Raw genomic sequence first — 23416 nt, 5'->3', positions numbered from 1 at the left:
CACGATGGTCAGGATTTAAATTTATGCTTTTCCCAGATTAATTAGCTTGCGCAGAATTCTTTAAGTCTTCTGTTTTTGCCCGGCTCTCTCAATTTCTGAAGTGCCTTTTCTCTGATCTGTCGTACTCTTTCTCTGGTAAGACCCATGGCATCACCAATCTCTTCAAGAGTGAATGGGTTGTCGCAACCAATTCCGAAGCTCATCATCACAACTTCTCTTTCTCGAGCAGTAAGTGTAGATAAAGCTCGCATCGTTTCAACCTTCAATGAGTCGTTGAAAACCAAGTTTCCGTCGGTAGGACCTGTGGTTACGTTTTCAAGAACATCAAGTAATGAACCACTCTCATCCTCACCGAAAGGTGCATCCATAGACATTTGCTTCACCTCGGCTCCAAGCGTATTTCTTACTTCACTTGGCTTCATGTCAAGGATGTCAGCCAATTCTTCTTCTGTCGGCTCACGCTCAAACTGCTGCTCCAGCTCTGCGTATGCTCTTCTGATCTGGTTGATAGCACCAGATTTGTTCATCGGTAGACGAACGATTCGAGACTGCTCAGCTAATGCCTGCATAATGGACTGTCGAATCCACCATACCGCATACGAGATGAATTTAAATCCTTTTGTTTCGTCAAATTTCTTTGCTGCTTTGATCAACCCAAGGTTTCCTTCATTGATCAAGTCATTTAGTGGTAAACTTCTGTTCTGGTACTGCTTTGCTACAGATACTACGAACCTCAAGTTTGCTTTTACGAGTTTTTCCAATGCAAGATCATCGCCCTCTTTGATGCGCTTGGCAAGCGTCACCTCCTCATCCGGAGTAATCATTGGAACATTACTTACCTCAGTAAAATATTTTTCCAGGGTGTGGCTCTCTCTCCTGTTAGTAATTGACTGGGTAATCTTTAACTGTCGCATATTATCTCTTTAAAAACTAATTTGTTATGGGTATAAAAAAGCAATCTGCAAAGATAGCCTTTGACAGACATAATTTGCAATAATCAACTTCTTAATATACGACAAAACAACCAGAAATGGTATGTGTTAGTTTCCTATTCGCTGATTTTATCGACGAAATACACAAAAAATACCTTTCCAACTCACAGCTAAATTTATTCGTATCGAATGGACTGAACCGGATTGGCCTTAGCTATCTTATAAATCCTTGCCAAAACTGTTGTAAATGAAATAATGAGAACAAGTACAAATGCAATCACAAACAGATCCACACTCATATTGATTCTGTAAGCAAAATCAGCCAGCCAATCACCAAATAACCACCACGAAACTGGTGCAGCTATGATCAAAGAAATGATGAGCAGAATTAAATAGTCTTTAAGGATCAGAGTGGTAATGTTTTGAACATTCGCTCCCATCACTTTTCGTATTCCTATTTCCTTGGTCTTTCGCTCAACTGTGAAATTGATCAAACCAAATAACCCAAAAGCAGAAATGATAATTGAAACAATGGATGCAATTAAAATAATAGTACTCCTACTTTCCTCAGCTTCATAAAAACGCTCCCACTGCTGATCAAGAAAATTAATTTCAGCCGGCGTGTTCGGATCAAACGTTGCGTTGACTTCCTCGACATGTGCTATTGTCTCTTTCGGATTTTGAGCATACTTAATGGTGAAATAATCTATTGATCGAATGTGATTGTTCCAATGGGTAATTACCACCGGACCAATAGCTTCATAAAGTGATTCAAAATGAAAGTTTTCTACAACGCCCTTGATTCTCATTTTCACTGAATCATTATCCGACATTACCCACACACTTTCACCAATTGGTTGTTCCAGGTTTAGGGTTTTTACTGCCTCTTCGTTGATGAGGATATACAAACTATCTGATTGATCTGCTCCTGTGAAATTCTCCCCATCCAACAGATTGATATCATAGGTATCCAACCAATACTTATCTACAGCATAATGACTGAACTCCATGGCATCATCCGTCAAATTCTTGCACACATTGGCAATCGGAATATTTTTCCATTCTCCAGGTACCCGAGATGAAGTAGAAGCATTAATGACATTCGGATTATTCTTAATCCCTTCTACGATGTTTTTGAAATTACTTCGAGCTGCTCCAGAGTTGATGTCAAGCACAATCAAGTTTTGATTGGTGAAACCCAGGTCTTTTGACTGTACATAATTGAGTTGTCGATAAATCACTAAAGACCCAATGATGAGGAAGATGGATAGTGCATACTGAATCCCTACCAATCCTTTTCTAAGCAGATCTCCCTTACCTGAAAATGCGTTTTTCATGACAAGGAGTGAACGTTTTAGTTGCGAATAATACAGTGCAGGAAGCAATGCCGAAATGATCCATATAATAAGGATACTAATCACATGATAGAAAATGAAGTCAGTGGAGAACAGCAGTCCAATCCCAAAATCTTTGTTGGCAATCTGCAAGAAGAATGGAAACAGAACCATTATCAATAGCAGAGCAAGGACATAACTCAGGATTACGGTCAGGAATGTTTCAAAAAATAACTGTCCAAACAGGTGCTTATTTGTAGCACCATTGATCTTTCGCATACTTGCTTCCAGAGTTCGCTTGAGTGCCTGCACAGAGGAAAGGTTCACATAATTTAATGCTGCAATGAATATCACCAATATCCCCATGATTAGAATCATTGAAACGAATTCCCGATCACTGTAAGGAATTGCCAACAATGGTGCCGGACCACCATTTTCTACATGTGTTGATCCTAAATGCAGATCTGTTAGGGGGTGTAAATAAAAATCATAGTCATTTAGCGTTTCTTCATCAATGTATTTGCTCAGAAAATCATCTTTTGATTGATAAATGTCGGCTGGTGTCACTCCATCTTTTAATAGCACCCATGTCTGCATAAACTGAGTATCCCAATCACTCAAAAAAACCTGCCAGTTTTCATGCATCTGAGGTGGATCGAGGACATAAATTTCCTTGAACTGATAGCTTGAATTACGTGGCATATAATCCATGATCGCTATGACCTCACTGGGGCCAAAACGAGACTCATCAACGACCTCACCTACGGCATCTTTTTTGCCGAAAAGCGTCATTGCCACATCTTCTGTAATAACTAAACCAGCAGAGCCTTCAAATTGCCTTTTGGGATTTCCATCTATGATATCAATATCCAGAATATCGAACATACTCTTGGTGAAAATCACCCAATCGCGATCAGCTGTTCGTTTATCTCCCTTCGCCAGCACATGCGAACCGAAATAAGTGGTCCAACCCGCTGCTTCCACACTTGGGAAATCAGATTCGAGTGCTTTGGCCAATGGGTTTGGTCCGGCGAGGTAGTGATTGACACCATCCTCTTCCTGCACTTCGCCCACTACCCGATAAATTCGATCCTTTTTCGAGTGAAACGTGTCAATGTTTTGCTCGTCATACACGAACATGAGGATGAAGAACAAAATGGATAAGCCAAGTGATAAACCCAGGATATTTACCGCGTAATGTATTGTCTCTTTCCTGAATCTCCGGAAATAGATCTTGGTATAGTTTTTAAACATGTTCATAGTCCAATTATTTGAGAGTTGAGTTTTTTTAAGGTTAATCCACCGGAAGGATCGCAGCACATTCCACACAAAAAACAGGTTTGCCTTTCTTGTGGAGCTTTCTGCACGGAAACTGTAAAGTTCAAAGAGATCACCTTCGATCTCATCGAGATAGTCCTCTCTACAGTACCATCTGAGAAAGCGTTGTGCCCATTTCGGTGGTTTGTTCCCTGGCATCTGTTAGATTTTAGCAAATTGAAGTTGTGGAATCTTTTGATAGATGCTCGTTCGTAAGTCATGCGAAGCATCTAAAACTTTTTTACCAAGGGCAGTTACGATGTAGAACTTCTTTCTTCTGCCTCCTCGTTCCTCGGTTATCCCTCCAAAGCGAGAATCCACAAAGCCTTTCTTTTCCAATCGCTTCAATGCGACATGAATCGCGCTGATGTTGATCTTCTTTTTGGTTTCTTCGGTTAGAAATTCATGAATGGAGACGCCATACGCCTGATCATGCTGAGCAGCGACCGTGAGCAGTACCAGCTCTTCAAATTCACCTAATTGATATTCCATGGATTAAAATTTTGAATTCAAAAAGCTTCTAAGTGTCACTCTGAACTTGTTTCAGAGTATGTCAACAATATTCCTCTGAATCATAAAAAAGATGCTGAAACAAGTTCAGCATGACCAAATAGCTTTTGAATTATTTACTTAACAAACGTGAATGTAATACATAAGTTTCACATTTGTTAAGTAAATAACGAGTTGTTAAAACTGCCTGACTAAAAACATATTTTCTACATATACGTATTTAATCATTCTATGAAAGGAACACACCTGGGAGAATTTGAAGAATTGGTGCTTTTGGCCGTTTGCACGACCCATCCAGACACTTACGGCAATACAGTAAAAGATGAAATCAATCAAATAGCTAAACGAAACATCAACTTAAGTACAGCTCATGGCGCTCTGGCACGGCTGGAAGGCAAAGGATTTCTAGTAAGCAAAATGGGAGAAGCTACATCTGTTCGAGGTGGGAAGCGAAAGCGGATTTTTGAAATCACCTCACTGGGACTAAAAAAACTGGAAGAAGCAAAGGAACTCCGAACCAGCTTTTGGGAACGGATACCAGAAAAGGTTTTGCAAACGCAATTTTCCCCATCATGAAAGAACTTCCTCAAAGTGTAAAATTTCTAACCAAACTGCTCTTTAATAATCAGGTGCGGGAAGAAATCCATGGGGATCTACTGGAAGAAATGGATGCCTTTTCGAAAAATCACGGGAAGTTCAGGACCAACCTTCATCTCTTCCTAACCACTTTTTTATTTATCAGATATCGCTATACCTGGAAAAACATTAATCAAATCAACAATTCTACTATGTCGCTGAAACACACATTTAAACCCGCCTGGAGAAATCTTAAGAAAGATAAAGTCAGTGCGCTACTTAATGGTGTTGGACTCACTATTGGATTCACATTGACACTCATTATTTCCTTAATGCTGACTCGTGAACTTAGCTATGATCAGTGGCATGGTAAATCCGATCGGATTTTTCGAGTGACGCATGATGAGCGAAGTACGGGAAGAAGCGATCGGCATTTACCTACCGTAGGGCCTCCAGTGGGGCCGGCACTTGCCGATACCTATGGTGAGGTTGAGAATTTTGTTCGATTCAGAGACATCCCAACACAACCTGTCAGAGTTGGGAACAACAACTTTTACGAAAGCAACATTTTTTATGTGGACAGTACTCTGTTCAGTGTGTTTGATTTTACCTTGCAATCCGGCGATATTAAAACTGCTTTACAGAATGCTAGTTCTGTTGTTCTTTCTGCAGAAATGGGCAAGAAATATTTCGGAGATGAACCAGCCATCGGCAAACGAATTGAAATTTCAGATACTCCATACACGGTTACCGGCATTCTAAATCCACCTCCTTCAACCACTCATTTGTCACCGGATTTTATCATTCCTTTTCATGCTTTCAGGGTGCCGTTTGGCTATCCGGTTACGCTCAATGACTGGGGCTGGATTTCCTTTGATACCTATGTTCTGCTTAGGGATAAGGAAGAAAAAGACCTTCTTCAGGAGAAATTGGAAGACTTTATCAAAGTCCATTGGTCTGAAGAAAGAGTAGGAAGTTTCCGGTTTGTACTGCAACCTCTCGAAGACATCTATCTAGGTGATGTGGATAGCGACACGGTAGCTTCCGGTAGCTGGACAAACATTTATGCACTGAGTATTACAGGTTTTCTGTTGTTGTCATTAATCATCTTCAACTATACCAATATCTCCGTTGCACAGTCCCTCAACCGTTCAAAGGAGGTAGGTGTCCGAAAAGCATTGGGAGCAAGTAAATCGATGGTCATTGCACAGTTTTCAGCTGAGTCTATTCTATTGGCAATTCTGGCTTTTCTACTTTCCCTTATTCTAATTTTTCCAACCTTAAACTTCCTACGGTCTTTTATTGGAGTCAATATTGACCCAATGGAAGTACTGGGATTCAGTCAGTGGCTCATTGCAGTCTGGATTGCTCTTGTAATAGTTGTAGGTCTATTGGGTGGAGCTTATCCGGCTATCGTCATGTCGAAAGTGAAGGCACTAGTGGCTCTAAGCCGCAATATCTCCGGTGGACAGCTGGGCATCAACGTTCGTAAGGTTTTGGTGACGATGCAGTTCATCATCACGATCGGATTGCTAGCGGGAAGCATCATCATCTACCAGCAGATTTCATACATTCGTCAGAAAGATCTGGGTTATGATAAATCTTCACTGGCTGTACTACGAGTACCCGGCCCCACACTTTTACAAGAAGCAGATGTACTGAAAGAGCAATTGAAAACCATTCCAAATGTGAATGGTGTGGCGATCGGAGGGGGACGCATGGATGGTGACAATGGAAGTGTACCTGTGAAAACCCCGGACATGGAAGAGTCCAGGCCTATGTTTATCGAGGCGGTGGACTATGGTTATTACAAAACACTGGGCATTCCAATGGTGGCAGGTAGAGAATTTGATTCAACCTTTCCTACAGACAGTACCAGTGCTGTGATTGTAAATGAGACAGCAGCTGCTTTAATGGGTTATCAAACGCCACAGGATGCGATTGGCAAATCGATCCAGGTGAGTGATATCCGAAGAGATGCCAACATCATAGGCGTAGTGTCTGATTATCACTTTAGCTCACTGCACAATGAAATCGGGCCTCTGGCGATTGTGTATCCAAGAACACTTTTGGAAGATGTGTATATCCGTATTGAACCAGGCAATTTGCTCACCATTGTCGACAACATGGAAGCTAAATGGACTGAAATATTCCCCGATCTACCGTTTGACTTAGTTTTTCTGGAAAACTACCTTAACCAGCTTTATCAGGAGGATGTGGCTTTTGCAAAGATGTTTCAGGGACTAACCATCGTTACGCTGATCATTGCTTGTTTGGGATTATATGGTTTGATCTCTTTGATCACCACACAGAAAACCAAAGAGATCAGTGTGAGAAAAGTGTTGGGAGCCAACCTGAAAGACCTGATGGGGAATCTGTTCAGACCATTCGCATTGCGAATTGTAATTGCCATGTTGATCGTATCTCCGATTGCCTATGTGCTGCTCTCTGGGTGGCTGGATAACTATGCCTATAAAATCGACATTAGCTGGTGGCTCTTTTTAGCAGCAAGCTTGGTGGTCCTAATCACAGCCTTAGTAGCTACCGTCTTGCACTCTTTGAAAGTGTATCGGATCAATCCGGCAAGGACGTTGAAGGATGAGTAGGGATTTAGCTTTCCTTTTTTCTTGATAAAAAAGAAAGAAAAAATCAAGGCTGTAAATCCTTCACTGAAAAATTGAATTGTTCTTGTAAGCAAAATCAAACTCCCCTGACTGGATCGTCAGGGTCAAACAATGATTTTGCATATAGTTCTTCCGAAATTCAATTTTTCTACACTCATGATTTAAGGCCCTTTGATCGCTGCAGTAGCAGCGAAGTGCTAAAATTACTTGTTGGATTGTGGGGCGGCTGGATTGAATGGAATTATTTGTTAAAACTCGGCTTTACATCCCAACCTGTCAGAGGAGCTTCAGCTTCATCTGGAACGGGAGAGTCGAGAAGAATGATTCCTTCATCTTCATATCCTTCAGGAATAGTTACAAGATATTTTTCGCCAATCTTTACGCGGTTACTTCCTTCATATGATTCTATTGAATATTTATTAGTCCCGAGGGAGTATGTGTATTTAATTGAGGCCGATCCTTTAGAATGAAAATTTCGTTCTGTGATGACTCCAATAACAAATATTTGTTTTAATGAAAGTTTTTCTGATTCTCTAAAATGAAGGTATACGCCAATTCCAATTATTGTTATGACTATCATCAATAGTGGAACATTATTTTTTAGAAAATTATTCATCCATTTCACTCCATTCCCTCCAAAACATCCGTCCCCAAATACTCCATCTCTGGTAGTCGATACCAGTTTCTTTTTTGAGGGATTTTGATTCCTTTTACCATGATTTCATCTTCAAGCGTGATGAGCTCTCCTTTTCCTGCTGCTTCGTCTTTAAAAAACTTGTACTGTAGCATGCGCCCGGAAAAATCATCGATGTAGAAATACCATGTATCCTCCTCATAGGCTACACGAAGCACCTTACACAACTTATCGCCTATTTTTTCATCTTCTGAGCGTTTAATCTCTGGAGTAGATTGATCATAAAGCTTCATCGGCAAGCCCCATAGGTATAGGTAATAATTACGAAGAACAAGTGCTCGTGCTTTGTCTTTATCACCCTTGAGTACTTCGGCTACTTCCCCTTTGACTTCATACACTTCCTCATCATTCCGGTTAATTTTCATATAGCTCTCGGTATTATCAAGTTCTATGATTGTGAATCGATCCGGGCCGGAAGGACGGGTTTCCTTAAACTGCAAAGTTGCTTTTAATGAAGACCAATTGTCCTGAGGATCGTGGTATGAAACAGCCTTGGCCAGTACTTGTTCCGCTGAAGGTTGTGCGCTAAGAAACAGCGGGCAGACCAAAAGAAAGGGGAGCAATTTTCGCATAGTTTCAGTAGATTGAAAATGAGATTTAAAACAAATGGGAATTTATTCAAAAACCCGCAAACAGTCTTTTCCTGTCATTTCGAACTAAGTGAGAAATCCATCCTTATTCAGACATTTATTTTGGTACTGATTTTTCCTTTCAGTCGAAATGACAACCTTTGAAATTATTTAAAAATATTATGGATAAACCTGCGAAAACTGTCTGGGTATTTGGGATCTACTTAGTTGTAGAAGGGCTCTTCCTCATGTTGGCTCCTGCTTCAATCTTATCAACCATTGGTATTCCTGACCCAGAAAGTGTTTGGAGAATCGTTCTTGGATTTGTGGTGGCGGTGTTAGGCTATTACTACATCCGAAATGCTAAAGAGAACCTCACTCCATTTTTTGGTTTCACCGTGCAAGTGCGGATCATTCAATTTGTCTTCTTCATCTGGCTCTGTGTCTTTGACCGAGGAACCATGGCGCTGGTGGCCTTTTCATTCGTAGAATTTGCTGCTGGCATGTGGACATGGAATGCACTCAAGAGCTCTCAAGCTTAATTTTGACCAGAGAGGTTCTCGCTATGAAAATGCTAAGAATGGCAATGACTGTACCGACAATAAATGGAGCTCCCGGAAAATAGATTTCATTTTCCTGATTGGTATAATACCTGAAAATTCCCGTCATCAGTAATGGCCCTACTATGGACGTAAGTGTCATAATGCTGGTTATGCCTCCTTGCAACTCTCCTTGTGCATTTTTAGGCACCTCACTGGTCATTATAGATTGTAAGGACGGACCTGCTAAACCACCAAAAGCATAAGGGATAATGACCAGATACACCATCCACCCGTAGGGCACTAACCCCATTAGCAATAACCCCAAGGCATTAAAAACAAATCCGGTATAGACTGCATTCACCTCACCAATCTTTTTTACAATCGGACCAACTAGTCCACCCTGAACGATCGAAACCATGATACCAACAAACCCAAGTGACATTCCAATATCCAATGGTGTCCATCCAAATTTTTCATCCGTGAAATAAGCCCAGTTGGTGTGCGTGGCATGTGCCGCCACATAGATGAAGAAAAGACTGATCACCAGTCCGACAATTTTCTTATAGCTAAAAATCTGCTTCAGTGTTCCAAACGGATTTGCTCTTTTCCATGAAAATGCACGTCGATCCTCCTGATGAAGTGATTCGGGAATGGCAACCATTCCATAAAACATATTTAAAAATGCGAGCCCAGCAGCAATCATGAACGGTATGCGTGTACCTATTTCTCCAAGAAAGCCGCCAAGCGTAGGTCCAACAACAAATCCCAGACCGAATGCAGCCCCAATCATTCCAAAATTCTTGGCTTTATTCTCTGGTGTACTAATGTCGGCGATGTAAGCATTCGCGACCGTTATGCTACTACCACAAATTCCAGAAATAACGCGAGCTATATATAGCCAGATCAAACTTGGAGCAAAAACGATGATGAGATAATCGAGACCTAACCCGAAAAGGGCCATGAGCAATAGGGGGCGTCTTCCAAACTGATCACTGAGTCCGCCCAGAACAGGTGCAAAAAAGAATTGCATAACAGCGTAGGTGGCAATCAGTGTTCCCCCAATGAATGAGCTTTCGCTAGTGTTGAGACCGGAAACTTCCATAAGAAGCTGTGGCAATACCGGAATGATCAATCCAATCCCAATAATATCAATGAGGACGGTTGCAAAGATGAAAATGAGTGCAGCTTGTTTTTTTCTCACTTGAGGTGCTATTTATCAGCGGCCAAATATCGAAAAATATTTTTGGGTATTGGTGTCATGCGAACTGAATCTTCTTGGACAACCGATTGAACCTCCAAATATGTAAAACCCCGGAAATCGTGAGGCCGATGGATAATCCATACCACACGCCCTGTACACCATGACCACCGTGAAATGCCAGCCAATAACCCACAGGGATTGCGATTAACCAGTACGCAACAAATGTGACAATAGTTGGAATTTTAACATCTGTTAAGCCTCTGAGGACACCTAGCCCGACCGCCTGAATACCGTCTGATATTTGAAAGGCTGCTGCTATGATCAGTAGTGAGGCGGCTGTCGCCTGCACCATTTTATCTTCGATGTAAAGGGCAGGTAATACATTTCTCAATAAGATAAATGTGAGTCCGCAACCAGCCATGAAAATGGTGACCAATCCAAAAGATGAGAATCCGGCGATTCGTAGGTTTCTTCTGTCCTTCAATCCCATCTGATTACCTATACGAATGGTAGAAGCTGCTGCAAGTCCGGTTGCAGCCATATAGCTAATGGCAGCTAGATTTAAAGCGATGTTATGTGCAGCTAATGCTTCCGCTCCAATCCAGCCAACCATAATAGCTGCTGTTGCAAATGCACCTACTTCAAATACATATTGCATTCCTGATGGCAGTCCTATTCGAAGTAATTCCTTTATCCCTGACCAACTATATTTCCATTCAAATCCTGTAATCTTATTTCTAACCCACCATATCATCACTGAAAACATGATGATTCGTGCAAGAAGCGTGGCATAGCCGGCACCATTCAAACCAAGCGCTGGAGACCCTAGCTTTCCGTAAATAAGCATGTAATTGAAAAGTACATTTAGCAGGTTAGCAAAGACAGAAACTGCCATTGGGCTAAATGTATCCGAGAGACCTTCTGCATATTGTCTGAATGTTTGAAAGATCATAAGTGGAATGAGTGAACCACACATAATAATAAGGTATGGACCTGCAGCCTTTGCAACCGGTACCTCCTGACCAAAGTATTGAAGGAAATGACTGGCAAAATATCCCATTGCAAACAGGATAAGACCCAAGCCCAAATTCATAAAGAATCCGTTTTGTAAGAATCCCTGCAGTTTGGTTTTATCCTGAATATCAGTAGCAGCTACTTTCGGAGTGATTGCATAGCTAACCCCAATGCCAAACAACATTAGAATATGATAGATCGTACCTGCAAAAGTGGCTGCTGCCAAAGGGATAACACCTAAACGACCCACCATCACGCTATCTGCAACTCCCACCATGATGTGACCCAACTGGCCGATCACTACAGGTAGCGATAACACAATATTTTTTCTTAAATGTTCTTTTAGTGTCATCCTAAATCAATTGCAGCCGCAAGGTAGTATCTTAGGCAGAAGATCATAAACCAGAATATGAAAAAGGCTTTCCTTTTATCTTTTTTAGCACCGCTACTATGTTTCTCGCAGGAGGTGGCTATAACACTTGATGATTTACCATTTGGCTATTCTGCAGGCATGTCAGACAGTATGAAAATCGTTTCCACCAAAAGAATGCTTGCCATTCTCAAAGAGTTTGATGCAAAGGCGACAGGGTTTGTGACTCCCGGCAATATGTCAGAAGATAATCAGGTGATCCTTGATCTATGGCTAGAAAGTGGACATGACCTGGGAAATCACACCCATCGTCACTACAATTTCACTGAAGTATCCGCTTCTAAATACATCGCTGATATCGATTCTTGTAAGCAGCTTGCAGGTGAATGGATTAATACTGATTACTTCAGGTACAGCATGTTACGTAGAGGCAACACCGAAGCAAAGCGAGATTCGGTTTATGCATTTCTCGAAAAAGAGGGCTACACCATAGCGCCCGTTTCTATTGATAATAATGAATGGATTTATAATCGGGATTACAGTCGTGCACTCAGAGAAGATGACACGGAGAAGATGATCCAATTGGGAAATGAATACATCGAACACATGAAAGAGATTTCCCTCAAATATGAAAAAATGGGTATAGAACTCACCGGAAGAAGTGTGAAGCATATCCTTCTGTTGCATGCAAATCCAATCAATGCTGAATATTTACACGCACTACTCGGGTGGTATAAAAGTAAAGGGTGGAAGTTTATTACTTTAGATGAGGCTATGACAGACCCAATCTATTTAATCAATGGAGATTTGGTGAGTGACTTTGGGTGGTCACAATTAGATAAGTTGAAAAAGATCCAATCTACAGACTAAGCATCCGAGCCAAACGGTATATTGCCGCAATGCTAAGGCTATCTGTAATTTCACCTCTATCACACATAGCTACAGCTTCTGAAAAAGGAAGCTTCTTGATTTGTAAGTCTTCGGTTTCTTCGAATTCTGGTTCTCCTTCAGTCAAATTCTCAGCAAGGAAAGCAATACCGGTTTCATCCGTTACGGAGTTGGACGTATGAATCTTGCATATCTCCGTCCACTTTTCTGCTGTCAACCCGGTTTCTTCTTTAAGCTCTCTTTTGGCTGACTCTAATATGGGAATATTCAGCGGCCCTCCTCCCATGGGTATTTCCCAGGAGTATTCATCCAGCGTATATCGATGCTGCCCCACCAGCCAAGTGTTTTGCTCTTTATCTAAAGGGATAATTCCTAAGGCCCAGTTCTTATAATGTACTTTTCCATAAAGGCTTTTACCACCTCCCGGATTGGTCACATCATGCTCGGTCAGTGTGATCCAGGGATTATCATATATGGTCTTTGAAGAGTGGGTGATCCAGGGGTTTTTGTCTGACATTTTATGAAGCCTTTTCTCTTTGCTCCAGTTTATCCGCCAACCACATCTTAATCAAAGATTGACGTGTAACACCAATTCGTTTTGATTCACGATCTAGTGAATTAATCATCCACTGTGGAATATCCACATTGACCCGCTTTTGCTCCCAATTTGGATGGCGTACATTTTCAGTATCAAAAAAATGTAAGACATCTTCTTTCCCTTCATCAAAAATTCTATCGATCTCGCTTTCGTATTCTTCTTTCTTTTTCATAAAGCTCTATTTCTTTTCGCCGTGATCTCCTTGCGCTTATCACTCTAATTTTTCCATCCCTTAGAGTAAATACTCCTGACCAAAATTTAGAATCAACTTTCCCGATTACCATATACCTTTTCTCATTTTCATCTCTCGCATCAATAATGGTCAAATCCTCATCCTTCCACAGATCCTGAGCTTCCTCAAAATCAATTCCATGTTTTTCTTTATTAGAATTGCTTTTTTTCAGAATCAAACTCAAAAATCATACAATAAAGGTATATTAATCATACCTAAATAACCATTATTCTATTGAAAGACCCAACTCCACTCTTATCTCGCGATCCTTGTTACCATTCTTACCCCAATAAGCAGATTTAATGGTATTTATTCGCTTCGCTTTAGTAGTTAGCCTTTCAGGATTACCAAAGCCACTCATATACGTTTCCTCCCAACCAAGAATAGTAAATGGGAACTCTTTTTCATAATAAATTGACAGCTTGCGGTTTTCATACTCCAGTGTATAAATACTATGAGGATTACCTGAGAACTCAGAAGTGTGTACGTCCAGTTTTGAAGCATTTGCGGTTTGAGACTTGGTTTCCTGATGTCTCAAACGCAGGTAAAAAGTGGATGGAAAAACATTGATTTTTCCAGTCGGCAAATTTTCCGGGTTAAACCTTAACCTCGTCCAGAGCTCGTCTTCCAATATCACATTCGGAACCGAAACATCCACATCACCTTCAGATTCAAAGTAAGAAAAACCTCTCAAGCGATAATTATCATCTTGTAAATTGAGCTGCATCCAGGTATGTCCACACCATTCCTGGGATGAAGTGGTCACTTTAAACGGGTCAGGATATTGATCAAAAGATACTGGTGTGAATGTGCTCATCATCATGGAGTATGGGTAAATTCCAGTCAGGAATTTCTTCGTCATGTTTAGCTTCATCACACTGACATTATCTTCACTCGCATCCCGCCAGTCATCCAGTTTCACCTGCTTGCTTTTCGAGAAAGGTTCTGTAACGAACACCATAACAGCCTCTCCGGAATGAATTTCACCATAACGCGCCTGTTCCAGTTTGTAGCTCGTGATTTCAGCTTCACCAGCATACCAGTAGTCATTGAAATCACCTGGTTTTTCAACGGTCTGTTTTTCATCTTTTGTCTCCTGCGAGTTTGATGGAGCGCAGGCTACCAGTGAAAGGATCAGTACAGAAAATATTAATTGCTTCATAACCTATATAAAACCAAAGATGGTTGATTTGTTCCAATCATGGAGTAGCTACTTTTGCGGCATGAACTATCTATCGGTTGAGGAGCTAAGCAAGAGTTACGATGAAAAGAAGCTCTTTGAAAACATTACGTTCGGACTGGATCAGGGGCAAAAAGCCGCTTTGGTTGGGGTGAATGGTACTGGTAAGTCTACCTTGATGAAGGTAATCGCCGGTATTGAGCCTCCCGACAAAGGAATCGTATCCTTTCGAAAAGGTCTTACTGTATCCATGCTACGACAACATCCGGATTTTAATCCTGAAGATTCTATTCTTGAAGCTGTCTTTTCTGAAGACAAGGAAGAGCTCAATGTTATTCGGGACTATGAGCTGGCGATGTACAAAACTGAGACAGATCCGGATAATGCACCTGACCTATCGCCCATTCTTGAAAAAATGGATGCACTCAATGCCTGGGAGTATGAGCATCAAATCAAAGGGCTACTTGGAAAACTGGGCATCCACAATCTGGATCAAAAAATGAAAGACCTGTCCGGAGGTCAAAAGAAACGTGTGGCTCTTGCACAGGCACTGGTTGTAAATCCTGACTTTCTAATCCTGGATGAGCCTACCAACCACCTGGATCTGGCGTTGATAGAGTGGCTGGAAAACTACCTAGCAACTGCCAATCTTACACTCCTCATGGTCACGCACGATCGGTACTTTTTGGATCGGGTGACCAATGAAATCCTGGAAATTGATCAGGGAAAAATCTACCGATACAAAGGCAACTACAGCCAGTTTTTGGAAAAAAAAGCTGAGCGAATGGAGATGGAAGCTTCCAGCATCGATAAAGCCAAAAACTTATTCAAAACAGAGCTGGAATGGATGCGCAGACAGCCTAAAGCCAGAGGCACCAAAGCGAAATATCGGGTGGATGCCTTTCAGGATGTGAAAGCGAAGGCACATAGTGCCGTTCAAACACAAAAGATGGAGGTAAACCTAAAAGGTGAACGTCAAGGAAAGAAGATTTTGGAGTTGGAGCATGTGGGAAAATCGTATGGTGATTTAAATCTGATCCGAGACTTTAGCTATGTGTTTAAGCGCAGGGAAAAAATCGGTATTATAGGACCAAATGGGGTTGGTAAATCCACTTTCCTTAACATCCTTTCCCAGCAAATCAAACCAGATACAGGAAAAATCGATGTAGGTCAAACCACGAAATTTGGATATTACACGCAGGATGAAACCATCTTCGATCCTTCTAAAAAGGTTTTGGATATTGTAAAAGAAGTAGCCGAATACATCCAACTGGATAATGGTAGTCAGGTTACTGCCTCTCAGCTTTTAAATCAATTTCTTTTTCCTCCGAAGATGCAGCACAACTTTGTTGGGAAGCTAAGTGGTGGAGAAAAACGAAGATTACAGCTTCTTAGAGTCTTAATGGCTAATCCAAACTTCCTGATCCTGGATGAGCCGACCAATGATTTAGACATCACCACCCTGAATGTATTGGAAGATTATCTGCAAAATTTCGCCGGCTGCCTGATGATCGTTTCTCACGATAGGTACTTTATGGATCGATTAGTAGACCATTTGTTTGTCTTTGAAGGTCAGGGGAAAATTCGTGATTTTCCTGGCAATTATACCGACTATCGGGAGAAAGAAGGAGTTCCGGTAGCAGACTTGACACCTGAGAGGAAGGAGCAACCGAAAGTTGAACCAGCAAAAGAAAAGGAGAAAAGCACACGTAAGCTTAGCTATAATGAGCAGCGAGAATTGGATCAGTTGGACAAGGAGATTCCTGCACTGGAGCAAAAGAAAAAGGAACTTCAAGATGCAATGAATACCGAAACCGAATACGAAAAGCTACAGGAAATAAGCAAAGAGATCAAAGCAATCGAAGGTGAGCTGGAAGAGAAAGAGATGCGATGGCTAGAGTTGAGTGAGGTTTGATTGAGATTTTAGATGCAAGAAATTAGACATTAGACTTATTCCATTCTAAATTTGCGTTTACAAGGGGTGCTGATTGCCAAGACGCTAAAAGTCTTGACAGGGCTGAGATCATACCCATGACCTGATCCGGGTAATGCCGGCGTAGGGAGCGGCTTTACAGCCAGTATGATAACCAATGGTGGGGAGTCCCCGCTTCCCGTATGGTTAAATGTTTTAATTTTTTATCAACATGAGAGCTTTATTGTTGTCAGCTGTAATACTGCTGACAGGTTTTGCGTATTCGCAGGACAGTTTAAAAACACAGGAGTTGGACGATGTGATCGTTTATGCCACACGAGCAAATGAAAACACACCAACGACCTATTCCGAGATTTCAAAAAAAGAAATTGAGGACGTAAATCTGGGACAAGACTTACCCATTTTATTGAACCTATCACCGTCTCTGGTCACCACCTCTGATGCTGGAGCTGGCGTAGGATACACCGGCTTGAGAATTCGCGGTAGTGATGCTACACGTATTAATGTCACCATAAATGGCATTCCGGTGAATGACTCGGAATCCCATGGCGTCTTTTGGGTAAATATGCCGGATCTTGCCTCCTCCGTAGACAATATACAAATCCAACGAGGAGTAGGAACATCCACAAACGGTGCTGCGGCTTTTGGAGCTACTGTAAACCTCCAGACCAATGTACCATCGAGGGATGCGTATGCAGAAGTGAACAACAGCTTTGGATCCTTCAACACACGCAAGCATACACTGATGTACAACACTGGATTGCTAAACGACAAATGGTCGTTTGAGTCCAGACTATCAAAAATTTCATCGGATGGGTACATCGATCGTGCAGAATCTGACTTGCAATCCTATTTCTTATCAGGCGGATATTATGGCGATAAGACGATCATCAAAGCTTTGGTTTTTGGCGGTCATGAGATCACCTATCAGAGCTGGTGGGGTACCCCACAGGCTGTGTTGGAAAACGATCGAGATGGTATTGAGGAAGTAATCGCTAATAATGGCTATACACCAGAGCAAGCAGAAAACATTCGTACAGCAGGGCGAACCTTCAATTACTATCTATATGAAAATGAGGTAGATAACTACAAGCAAGATCATTACCAGTTGCATTTATCACATCAGTTGAATGATGAGCTGACTGTGAATATAGCCGGCCACTATACCTATGGACGAGGTTATTTTGAGCAGTACAGAAACGAAGATGATTTCTCTGACTATGGATTGGAAAATGTAGAGTTAGGCGATACAACCATTTCCTCCACTGACCTGATCAGAAGAAGATGGCTGGATAATGATTTCTATGGCACCACTTTCTCATTCAACTATCTGAAGGGTGATCTGGACATCACATTAGGTGGAGCATGGAATAAATACGATGGTGATCATTTTGGTGAAATCATCTGGGCAGAATATTCCAGCAATAGCGATATTCGAGAACGATACTATGACAATGTTGGCCTGAAAACAGATTTCAATGTTTACCTGAAAACCAATTATCAATTAAATGATTTGAATCTTTTTGCTGACCTGCAGGTAAGAAAGATCGATTATGAAACAGTAGGCATTGATAGTGATTTACGAGCAATTGATACAGGGGATGATTATACTTTTTTCAACCCAAAAGTTGGAGCTACCTACACACTAAATGAGAGTTCCAATATATATGCCTCGTTTGCAATCGGTAATCGTGAGCCGGTTCGAAATGACTTCATTGATGCACCGGGAGGAGTTACACCAAAGCATGAGACGCTCAGAAATCTAGAAGTAGGATACCGAAAATTCGGTCAGGATTTTAGTTTCCAAGCAAACTATTACCTGATGGACTATGAGAATCAATTAGTACTTACCGGCGAGCTCAATGATGTCGGATCGAGCGTGCGACAGAACGTTCCCAATAGCTACCGGATGGGGATTGAGCTGGTCGGCGCTTATCAGTTTACAGAGCAACTTAGATGGGATGCAAATCTTACCTTGAGTAGAAACAAGATTGAGAATTTTACTGAAGTAATTTACAATTATGGTACAAACTTCGATGAGTTTAACATAGAGGAAACCCAGTACCAGGATACCGATATTTCATTCTCTCCCAATGTGATCGGAGGTAGCCAGTTGGTTTATTCTCCATTTGACGGTTTTGAAACTGCATTGCGTAGCAAATATGTAGGTAAACAATACCTGGACAATACAAGCAGTGAGAATCGAAGCATTGATCCCTACTTTGTCAATGATTTGAGACTTAGCTATAATTTCACCGTTTCCTCTATTGAAAATGTGAACATCAGCTTGTTGGTAAATAACATTTTGGATGTTGAGTACTCCTCAAATGGTTACACATTTGGATATGCAGGTGGAGATTATATCGTACGTGAGAATTACTTCTATCCACAGGCTGGAAGGAATTTCCTGATGGCCCTGAATCTCCGATTCTAAAAAAAATCATACGGTGCGATGCTTAATATCATAGGTATCGTACCGTATGAAATCTTACTTTGGGTACATGAAAAAGTTATCAGTACTCAAGGTTGTGTCCATCATTCATCTTTTATTGACAGTTACCTGGACTATATGGTATTACGGTGAATTGAATGACGGTAAGGGCTGGGGGTTATTGTTCAGCCTAGGGCTGGCTTCTTTCGGTATTATTGGACTTATTGTCAGCTGGGTCGTAGGATACATTTGTAAAAAAACGATACAAGAACAGCCTCTAAGGATTCAAAACACCATCGAAGCGGCGTTTGTTGTTGGATTCCTTGTGTTTGTTGGTCTCTATTACTAACCACTATACATCATGATCAATCACAACCTTTTCCATCTCTGAATTAATCGTCTTGATTTCCTCCTCTGAAAGCGTGAAACTCAATGATTTGGCATTCTCCTCAGCTTGCTTGGCATTTCGAGCACCAACCAAAGCTGCTGTGATGCCTTCTAGCTGTACCGTCCAGTTAATCACCAATTGAGCCAGTGTAACGCCATGCTCCTCGGCTATTGGTTTAATTTCTTCCAGAAAAGCATTGGTTCGTGAACGATTTGGCTCCTTAAAGAACTTATTCTCGGCCCGGTGATCATCGCCTTTAAACTCATAGTCTGAAGTGACCTTGCCTGTTAGCAATCCTCTCTGAAGAGGGCTGTAGGCCAATATCCCCACATTTTCTTCCAGACAGTACGGAATGATATCTTTTTCAATCTTTCGGTAGACCATACTGTATGGTGATTGTGTAGAGGCTAAATCGATGACTTGACCTGCACGCTTCATGAGCTCCACCGTGTGATTTGATACCCCTATCTCACGAATTTTTCCTTGCTGCTGAAGCTCTTTTAACACTTCCATCGTTTCTTCAATCGGTGTTGTGGCATCCGGTCGATGTATTTGGTACAGATCGATGTAATCCGTGCCTAATCTTTTTAAACTATCTTCTACTTCTTGAATAATGCCATCTCTCCCCGCATAGGCATAGGTTTTACCACCATCGGTAGTTGGAAATTGATACTCTCCTTTTTCAGTTTTCCAATTGAAGCCAAACTTGGTCAAAATTTCAAGATTATCTCTGCCGATTTCTTTAATAGCCTTTCCTACTAGTGATTCACTATGTCCAAAACCATAAACAGGGGCAGTATCGATAGATGAAACACCCATTTCAAAGCTCTTTTTAATTGCCTCCAACGCCAGTTGGTCATCGTTTCCTCCCCACGCAGCACCTCCTATTGCCCATGCTCCAAAAACGATAGGTGATACATTCAAATCTGATTTGCCTAGCTGTACTTTTTCCACTCTAGTCGTTATTTAAATTCAACCTTATTCCAAAGAACACATTTGAGCTATTCAAGTTCAAAGAAAGGATATTTGATGTGCTTTTACCTGTTGCTCCTTCAACGACTTTATTAGAAAGCTGAACTGCTCCCACACTCGCAACAAGCGACCATTTGCTATTCATGAAATAATGAATTCTGGGTCTAAAAGTCAATGAGAGATTATTTATATCCTCTTTTGTAAATCCATCATCAGATTTTCCAATTCCATAGGATCCAGAAAAAAATGGTGCAAAATAAACGCTAGAATTGAGCTCCATTAACTTCTCATACCCAATGATTAAAGAAGTCAGGTTTTCAGTATCACCTGAAAAATCAAAGTATTGATGTGAATAGGCAAAACCAGCATAAAGTAGTTTGTTTTCATTTACCCCAAATCCAATCAAAGGTTGGGCAAAAAAGAACGTATTGCCATTCGAATTGGTATATGAAAGACTTAAGTCGACAACTTTTGCTCCATCTTTTATCTGTGAAAAGGACGCTAATGAGCCGAATAGAAGAAAGATCACAAATAGATTTCTCATAAGGGTTTTTTATTACAAGAATACGGAAAAGGCGAGAAAAATCCTCGCCTTTATTACTACTCAACGCCTACTACTGCCTCGCATTCATTCGGCTAGCCAAATCCACCAACTCTATGAACTCCGCCCGATAACCAAAACCATCTTCACCTTTCGAAGATTTTGCAAGTCTCAACACATCTGCATACGTCAAGTCATTCTTATACTCTGAATCTCGAAGCAACATACCAAAGCCAGCTACCGCCATTGACCAATCCAGGTTATTGCTTGACTTTCGTATTTCATTTTCAACCACTTTAGTGATAAGCTTACTCTTTGATCCATCCGGTTCTTTGTATCGGAATTTCACGGTTAGTAACTCATCCGTAGAGCTGGTCACTTTTTGTTCATTCGATTGATATTTCAAAGGGTCAATGTCTTTAATGAACTCACTTTCTACTCCTACCGGAATGATTTCATAAAGAGCAGTCACCGTATGGCCACTCCCTAGTTCGCCAGCATCCTTTTTATCGTCATTGAAATCCTCATCGTTAAGCAATCGGTTTTCATACCCAATCAATCGGTAGGCCTGAACCACCGCCGGATTGAACTCCACCTGAATTTTTACATCTTTTGCGATTGTGAACATGGTGCCACCAAACTCATTCACCAACACCTTCTTCGCTTCCTTCATGTTATCGATGTAGGCATAATTTCCATTTCCTTTGTCCGCAAGAATCTCCATCTTGGAATCCTTGTAATTGCCCATTCCAAAACCAAGCACGGTGAGGAATACTCCCTCGTTTCTTTTCTCTTCTATCAATCGTTCCATAGATGCATTGCTACTTGCTCCCACATTAAAATCTCCATCTGTTGCTAGCACCACTCGATTGTTTCCACCTTCTACAAATTGCTCTTTAGCCAGTTTGTATGCCAGTTGGATACCAGCACCTCCAGCCGTAGAACCTCCGGCCTGTAGCTTATCCAGCGCTTCCATGATCTTCTTTTTGTCATTCCCATCGGTGGGTTCGAGTACCACTCCGGCTGCTCCTGCGTAAACGACAATAGAAACCTTGTCTTGAGGGCGAAGTTCATTTACCAACAGCTTGAATGCCGACTTTAGTAGTGGCAGCTTATTCGGCGCACTCATGGAGCCTGAGACATCAAGCAAAAACACAATGTTTGAAGCAGGAAGATTCTCCAATTCTATTTTCTTACCCTGCAATCCAATCTGGGCAATCAAATGTTGCTCATTCCACGGAGCTCTTGCAAGCTCAGTGTTGATTGAGAAAGGATTCCTTCCAGTCGGATTCTCATATTCATAGTCGAAATAGTTGATCATTTCTTCAATGCGAACCGCATCCTTCGGAGGCAGTTGACCATTATTGATAAATCTTCTCATGTTGCTATAAGAAGCCGCATCCACATCGATGGAGAATGTTGATAGTGCATTGTCCAATACTTTTTTAAATCCATTTTCATGGATGGTCGCATAATCTTCTGTATTATGGTATTGTCCCTGATCGTAATAAGCCGGAGTGTAACTCATTGACATGTTACCAGCTCCTTTGGCTAGTTTGCTTCGCTGCATAATCGGTCGGCTTACAGCATCCTCAGCTACGACAATCTCTTCAAACTCCAACTTAGCCGCCTTAAGTGTAATGTCCAGCACTTTGCTTTTCCCAACTTTCACCTCTTTGGTTTCATAACCAATGAATGAAAATACAAGTACGGACTTTTCGCTTTCCACCTCAATCGAGTAAAAGCCATTTACATCTGTAGTGGTGCCAGTACTTTTCCCCTTGATTAAAACATTTACTCCAGAGAGGGTCTGGCCGTTTTCATTATACACGGTTCCGTTTACATATCTGGCATTAACATTGAGTGCCAGTATCATTGAGATGAAGATTATTAGATTTTTCATGTCATTTTAATTTATGCTTTAAAAGGAGACATGGAATTCGCCGATATAAGAATAATTGTTCATAATTGTTATTCGCGCATTTTCGGCTCATTTCATGCCATTTTTCGTTTGATTTAACATTGAGATGCATGCATGATTTAGATTCCATAAAAAAAGATTAATTTTTTTCTGAGACGTTGGAATTCTGATGAACTTCTATTCAATGTCATCTCGAACGAAGTGAGAGATATTTACCTCCTGGGTTTTTCAGCACGAGTAAAGATTTCTCGCTGTGCTCGAAATGACAGAGGAAGAGACATTAACAGCACATTTGTCATCTCGAACGAAGTGAGAGATATTTACTAGAGATGAGAGATCACAACTATTTCGTTTACATCACCACTAACCCAGCCCGATCTGTCATTTATGTTGGAATGACTAATGACCTACCTACCAGGCTTCTCCAACATTATAAAAACAGAGGCAAAAGCAAAACATGGGCAGGCAAATACTATTGTTATAACCTGGTTTGGTATGAGAGACACCAATATGTTACCAACGCAATAGATCGGGAACATGAAATAAAAAAGTGGCGAAGAGAAAAAAAGAATAATCTTATTGAAGCTATGAATCCTGACTGGAAATTCCTGAATAAAGAGATTGGAGCTTGGGATTATTTAGAGTGAAG

22 protein-coding genes are annotated in these 23416 nt (G+C 41.2%); 8 read left to right on the top strand and 14 right to left on the bottom strand.

The genetic code is table 11. The features are described 5' to 3' along the window. Positions 1 to 41: 41 nt before the first annotated feature. The 3 genes from ACQK2H_RS03550 to ACQK2H_RS03540 all read right to left on the bottom strand — a co-directional run bounded on the left by ACQK2H_RS03550 (position 42) and on the right by ACQK2H_RS03540 (position 4075). Entirely contained in the window at positions 42 to 914 is an 873-nt protein-coding gene (locus tag ACQK2H_RS03550; RefSeq protein WP_348280047.1) for an RNA polymerase sigma factor RpoD/SigA, read from the bottom strand. A gap of 194 nt (positions 915 to 1108) precedes the next feature. Continuing rightward, positions 1109 to 3742, bottom strand: coding sequence for an FtsX-like permease family protein (locus ACQK2H_RS03545; RefSeq protein ID WP_425390095.1), 2634 nt, complete (start codon positions 3740 to 3742; stop codon positions 1109 to 1111). Positions 3743 to 3745: 3 nt separating this feature from the next. Continuing rightward, positions 3746 to 4075 (bottom strand): PadR family transcriptional regulator, encoded by a 330-nt coding sequence (locus ACQK2H_RS03540; RefSeq protein ID WP_425390094.1) that lies wholly within the window; start codon positions 4073 to 4075, stop codon positions 3746 to 3748. Between the two features lie 249 nt (positions 4076 to 4324). Between ACQK2H_RS03540 and ACQK2H_RS03535 the strand changes: the two genes are divergently transcribed. Both ACQK2H_RS03535 and ACQK2H_RS03530 read left to right on the top strand, forming a co-directional pair. Further along, positions 4325 to 4669, top strand: coding sequence for a helix-turn-helix transcriptional regulator (locus tag ACQK2H_RS03535; protein WP_425390093.1), 345 nt, complete (start codon positions 4325 to 4327; stop codon positions 4667 to 4669). After that, positions 4666 to 7275, top strand: a complete 2610-nt coding sequence (locus tag ACQK2H_RS03530) for an ABC transporter permease (RefSeq protein ID WP_425390092.1) — start codon at positions 4666 to 4668, stop codon at positions 7273 to 7275. Before ACQK2H_RS03535 ends, ACQK2H_RS03530 begins: the two co-directional genes overlap by 4 nt. 259 nt (positions 7276 to 7534) lie before the next feature. Here the strand turns inward: ACQK2H_RS03530 and ACQK2H_RS03525 are convergent, their stop codons facing one another. Further along, a complete protein-coding gene (locus tag ACQK2H_RS03525; protein WP_425390091.1) occupies positions 7535 to 7909 on the bottom strand; it encodes a hypothetical protein in 375 nt (124 codons plus the stop codon). Positions 7910 to 7914: 5 nt separating this feature from the next. After that, the gene (locus ACQK2H_RS03520; protein WP_425390090.1) at positions 7915 to 8559 is read right to left on the bottom strand and encodes a DUF6503 family protein; all 645 of its coding nucleotides are present in this window, start codon (positions 8557 to 8559) and stop codon (positions 7915 to 7917) included. Between the two features lie 179 nt (positions 8560 to 8738). On the opposite strand from ACQK2H_RS03520, the gene ACQK2H_RS03515 reads away from it, so the two are divergent. After that, entirely contained in the window at positions 8739 to 9098 is a 360-nt protein-coding gene (locus tag ACQK2H_RS03515) for a hypothetical protein (RefSeq protein ID WP_425390089.1), read from the top strand. On the opposite strand, the gene ACQK2H_RS03510 is transcribed toward ACQK2H_RS03515, so the two are convergent. Further along, positions 9079 to 10299 (bottom strand): TCR/Tet family MFS transporter, encoded by a 1221-nt coding sequence (locus tag ACQK2H_RS03510; RefSeq protein WP_425390088.1) that lies wholly within the window; start codon positions 10297 to 10299, stop codon positions 9079 to 9081. The two genes, ACQK2H_RS03515 and ACQK2H_RS03510, sit on opposite strands and share 20 nt — an antisense overlap. A gap of 55 nt (positions 10300 to 10354) precedes the next feature. After that, a complete protein-coding gene (locus ACQK2H_RS03505; RefSeq protein WP_425390087.1) occupies positions 10355 to 11665 on the bottom strand; it encodes an MATE family efflux transporter in 1311 nt (436 codons plus the stop codon). Positions 11666 to 11722: 57 nt separating this feature from the next. On the opposite strand from ACQK2H_RS03505, the gene ACQK2H_RS03500 reads away from it, so the two are divergent. After that, positions 11723 to 12553, top strand: a complete 831-nt coding sequence (locus tag ACQK2H_RS03500; protein WP_425390086.1) for a polysaccharide deacetylase family protein — start codon at positions 11723 to 11725, stop codon at positions 12551 to 12553. Here the strand turns inward: ACQK2H_RS03500 and ACQK2H_RS03495 are convergent. From ACQK2H_RS03495 to ACQK2H_RS03480, 4 genes are read right to left on the bottom strand one after another with little or no spacing between them, the layout of a single operon-like run. After that, positions 12543 to 13088: an NUDIX domain-containing protein gene (locus tag ACQK2H_RS03495; RefSeq protein ID WP_425390085.1), complete on the bottom strand. Its 546-nt coding sequence runs from the start codon at positions 13086 to 13088 to the stop codon at positions 12543 to 12545. The genes ACQK2H_RS03500 and ACQK2H_RS03495 overlap by 11 nt on opposite strands. Position 13089: 1 nt before the next feature. Beyond that, complete coding sequence (gene brnA / locus ACQK2H_RS03490) at positions 13090 to 13341, bottom strand: type II toxin-antitoxin system BrnA family antitoxin (RefSeq protein ID WP_425390084.1); 252 nt, start codon at positions 13339 to 13341, stop codon at positions 13090 to 13092. Further along, positions 13304 to 13579 carry a BrnT family toxin gene (locus ACQK2H_RS03485; RefSeq protein ID WP_425390083.1) on the bottom strand — a complete coding sequence of 92 codons (276 nt, stop codon included), beginning with the start codon at positions 13577 to 13579 and terminating at the stop codon, positions 13304 to 13306. Before ACQK2H_RS03485 ends, brnA begins: the two co-directional genes overlap by 38 nt. A gap of 48 nt (positions 13580 to 13627) precedes the next feature. Further along, positions 13628 to 14563 carry a hypothetical protein gene (locus tag ACQK2H_RS03480; protein ID WP_425390082.1) on the bottom strand — a complete coding sequence of 312 codons (936 nt, stop codon included), beginning with the start codon at positions 14561 to 14563 and terminating at the stop codon, positions 13628 to 13630. Between the two features lie 61 nt (positions 14564 to 14624). Between ACQK2H_RS03480 and ACQK2H_RS03475 the strand changes: the two genes are divergently transcribed. From ACQK2H_RS03475 to ACQK2H_RS03465, 3 genes are all read left to right on the top strand, one after another. Continuing rightward, on the top strand, positions 14625 to 16496 hold the full coding sequence (locus tag ACQK2H_RS03475; RefSeq protein ID WP_425390081.1) for an ABC-F family ATP-binding cassette domain-containing protein: 1872 nt from the start codon (positions 14625 to 14627) through the stop codon (positions 16494 to 16496). Positions 16497 to 16725: 229 nt separating this feature from the next. Next, positions 16726 to 18948 (top strand): TonB-dependent receptor, encoded by a 2223-nt coding sequence (locus tag ACQK2H_RS03470; protein ID WP_425390080.1) that lies wholly within the window; start codon positions 16726 to 16728, stop codon positions 18946 to 18948. A 67-nt stretch (positions 18949 to 19015) separates the two neighbouring features. Continuing rightward, positions 19016 to 19294 (top strand): hypothetical protein, encoded by a 279-nt coding sequence (locus tag ACQK2H_RS03465; protein WP_425390079.1) that lies wholly within the window; start codon positions 19016 to 19018, stop codon positions 19292 to 19294. 3 nt (positions 19295 to 19297) lie between these two features. Here the strand turns inward: ACQK2H_RS03465 and ACQK2H_RS03460 are convergent, their stop codons facing one another. The 3 genes from ACQK2H_RS03460 to ACQK2H_RS03450 all read right to left on the bottom strand — a co-directional run bounded on the left by ACQK2H_RS03460 (position 19298) and on the right by ACQK2H_RS03450 (position 22749). Beyond that, positions 19298 to 20287: an aldo/keto reductase gene (locus tag ACQK2H_RS03460; RefSeq protein WP_425390078.1), complete on the bottom strand. Its 990-nt coding sequence runs from the start codon at positions 20285 to 20287 to the stop codon at positions 19298 to 19300. A 1-nt stretch (position 20288) separates the two neighbouring features. Next, the gene (locus tag ACQK2H_RS03455; RefSeq protein WP_425390077.1) at positions 20289 to 20849 is read right to left on the bottom strand and encodes a hypothetical protein; all 561 of its coding nucleotides are present in this window, start codon (positions 20847 to 20849) and stop codon (positions 20289 to 20291) included. 70 nt (positions 20850 to 20919) lie between these two features. Continuing rightward, entirely contained in the window at positions 20920 to 22749 is a 1830-nt protein-coding gene (locus tag ACQK2H_RS03450; RefSeq protein WP_425390076.1) for a YfbK domain-containing protein, read from the bottom strand. Between the two features lie 347 nt (positions 22750 to 23096). On the opposite strand from ACQK2H_RS03450, the gene ACQK2H_RS03445 reads away from it, so the two are divergent. Continuing rightward, the gene (locus tag ACQK2H_RS03445) at positions 23097 to 23414 is read left to right on the top strand and encodes a GIY-YIG nuclease family protein (protein ID WP_425390075.1); all 318 of its coding nucleotides are present in this window, start codon (positions 23097 to 23099) and stop codon (positions 23412 to 23414) included. Positions 23415 to 23416: the final 2 nt, after the last annotated feature.

Origin of the sequence: Ekhidna sp. (genome assembly GCF_965228795.1) — a bacterium.
Classification (GTDB): domain Bacteria; phylum Bacteroidota; class Bacteroidia; order Cytophagales; family Cyclobacteriaceae; genus Ekhidna.
This window is presented reverse-complemented; position numbering and strand designations above follow the sequence as displayed.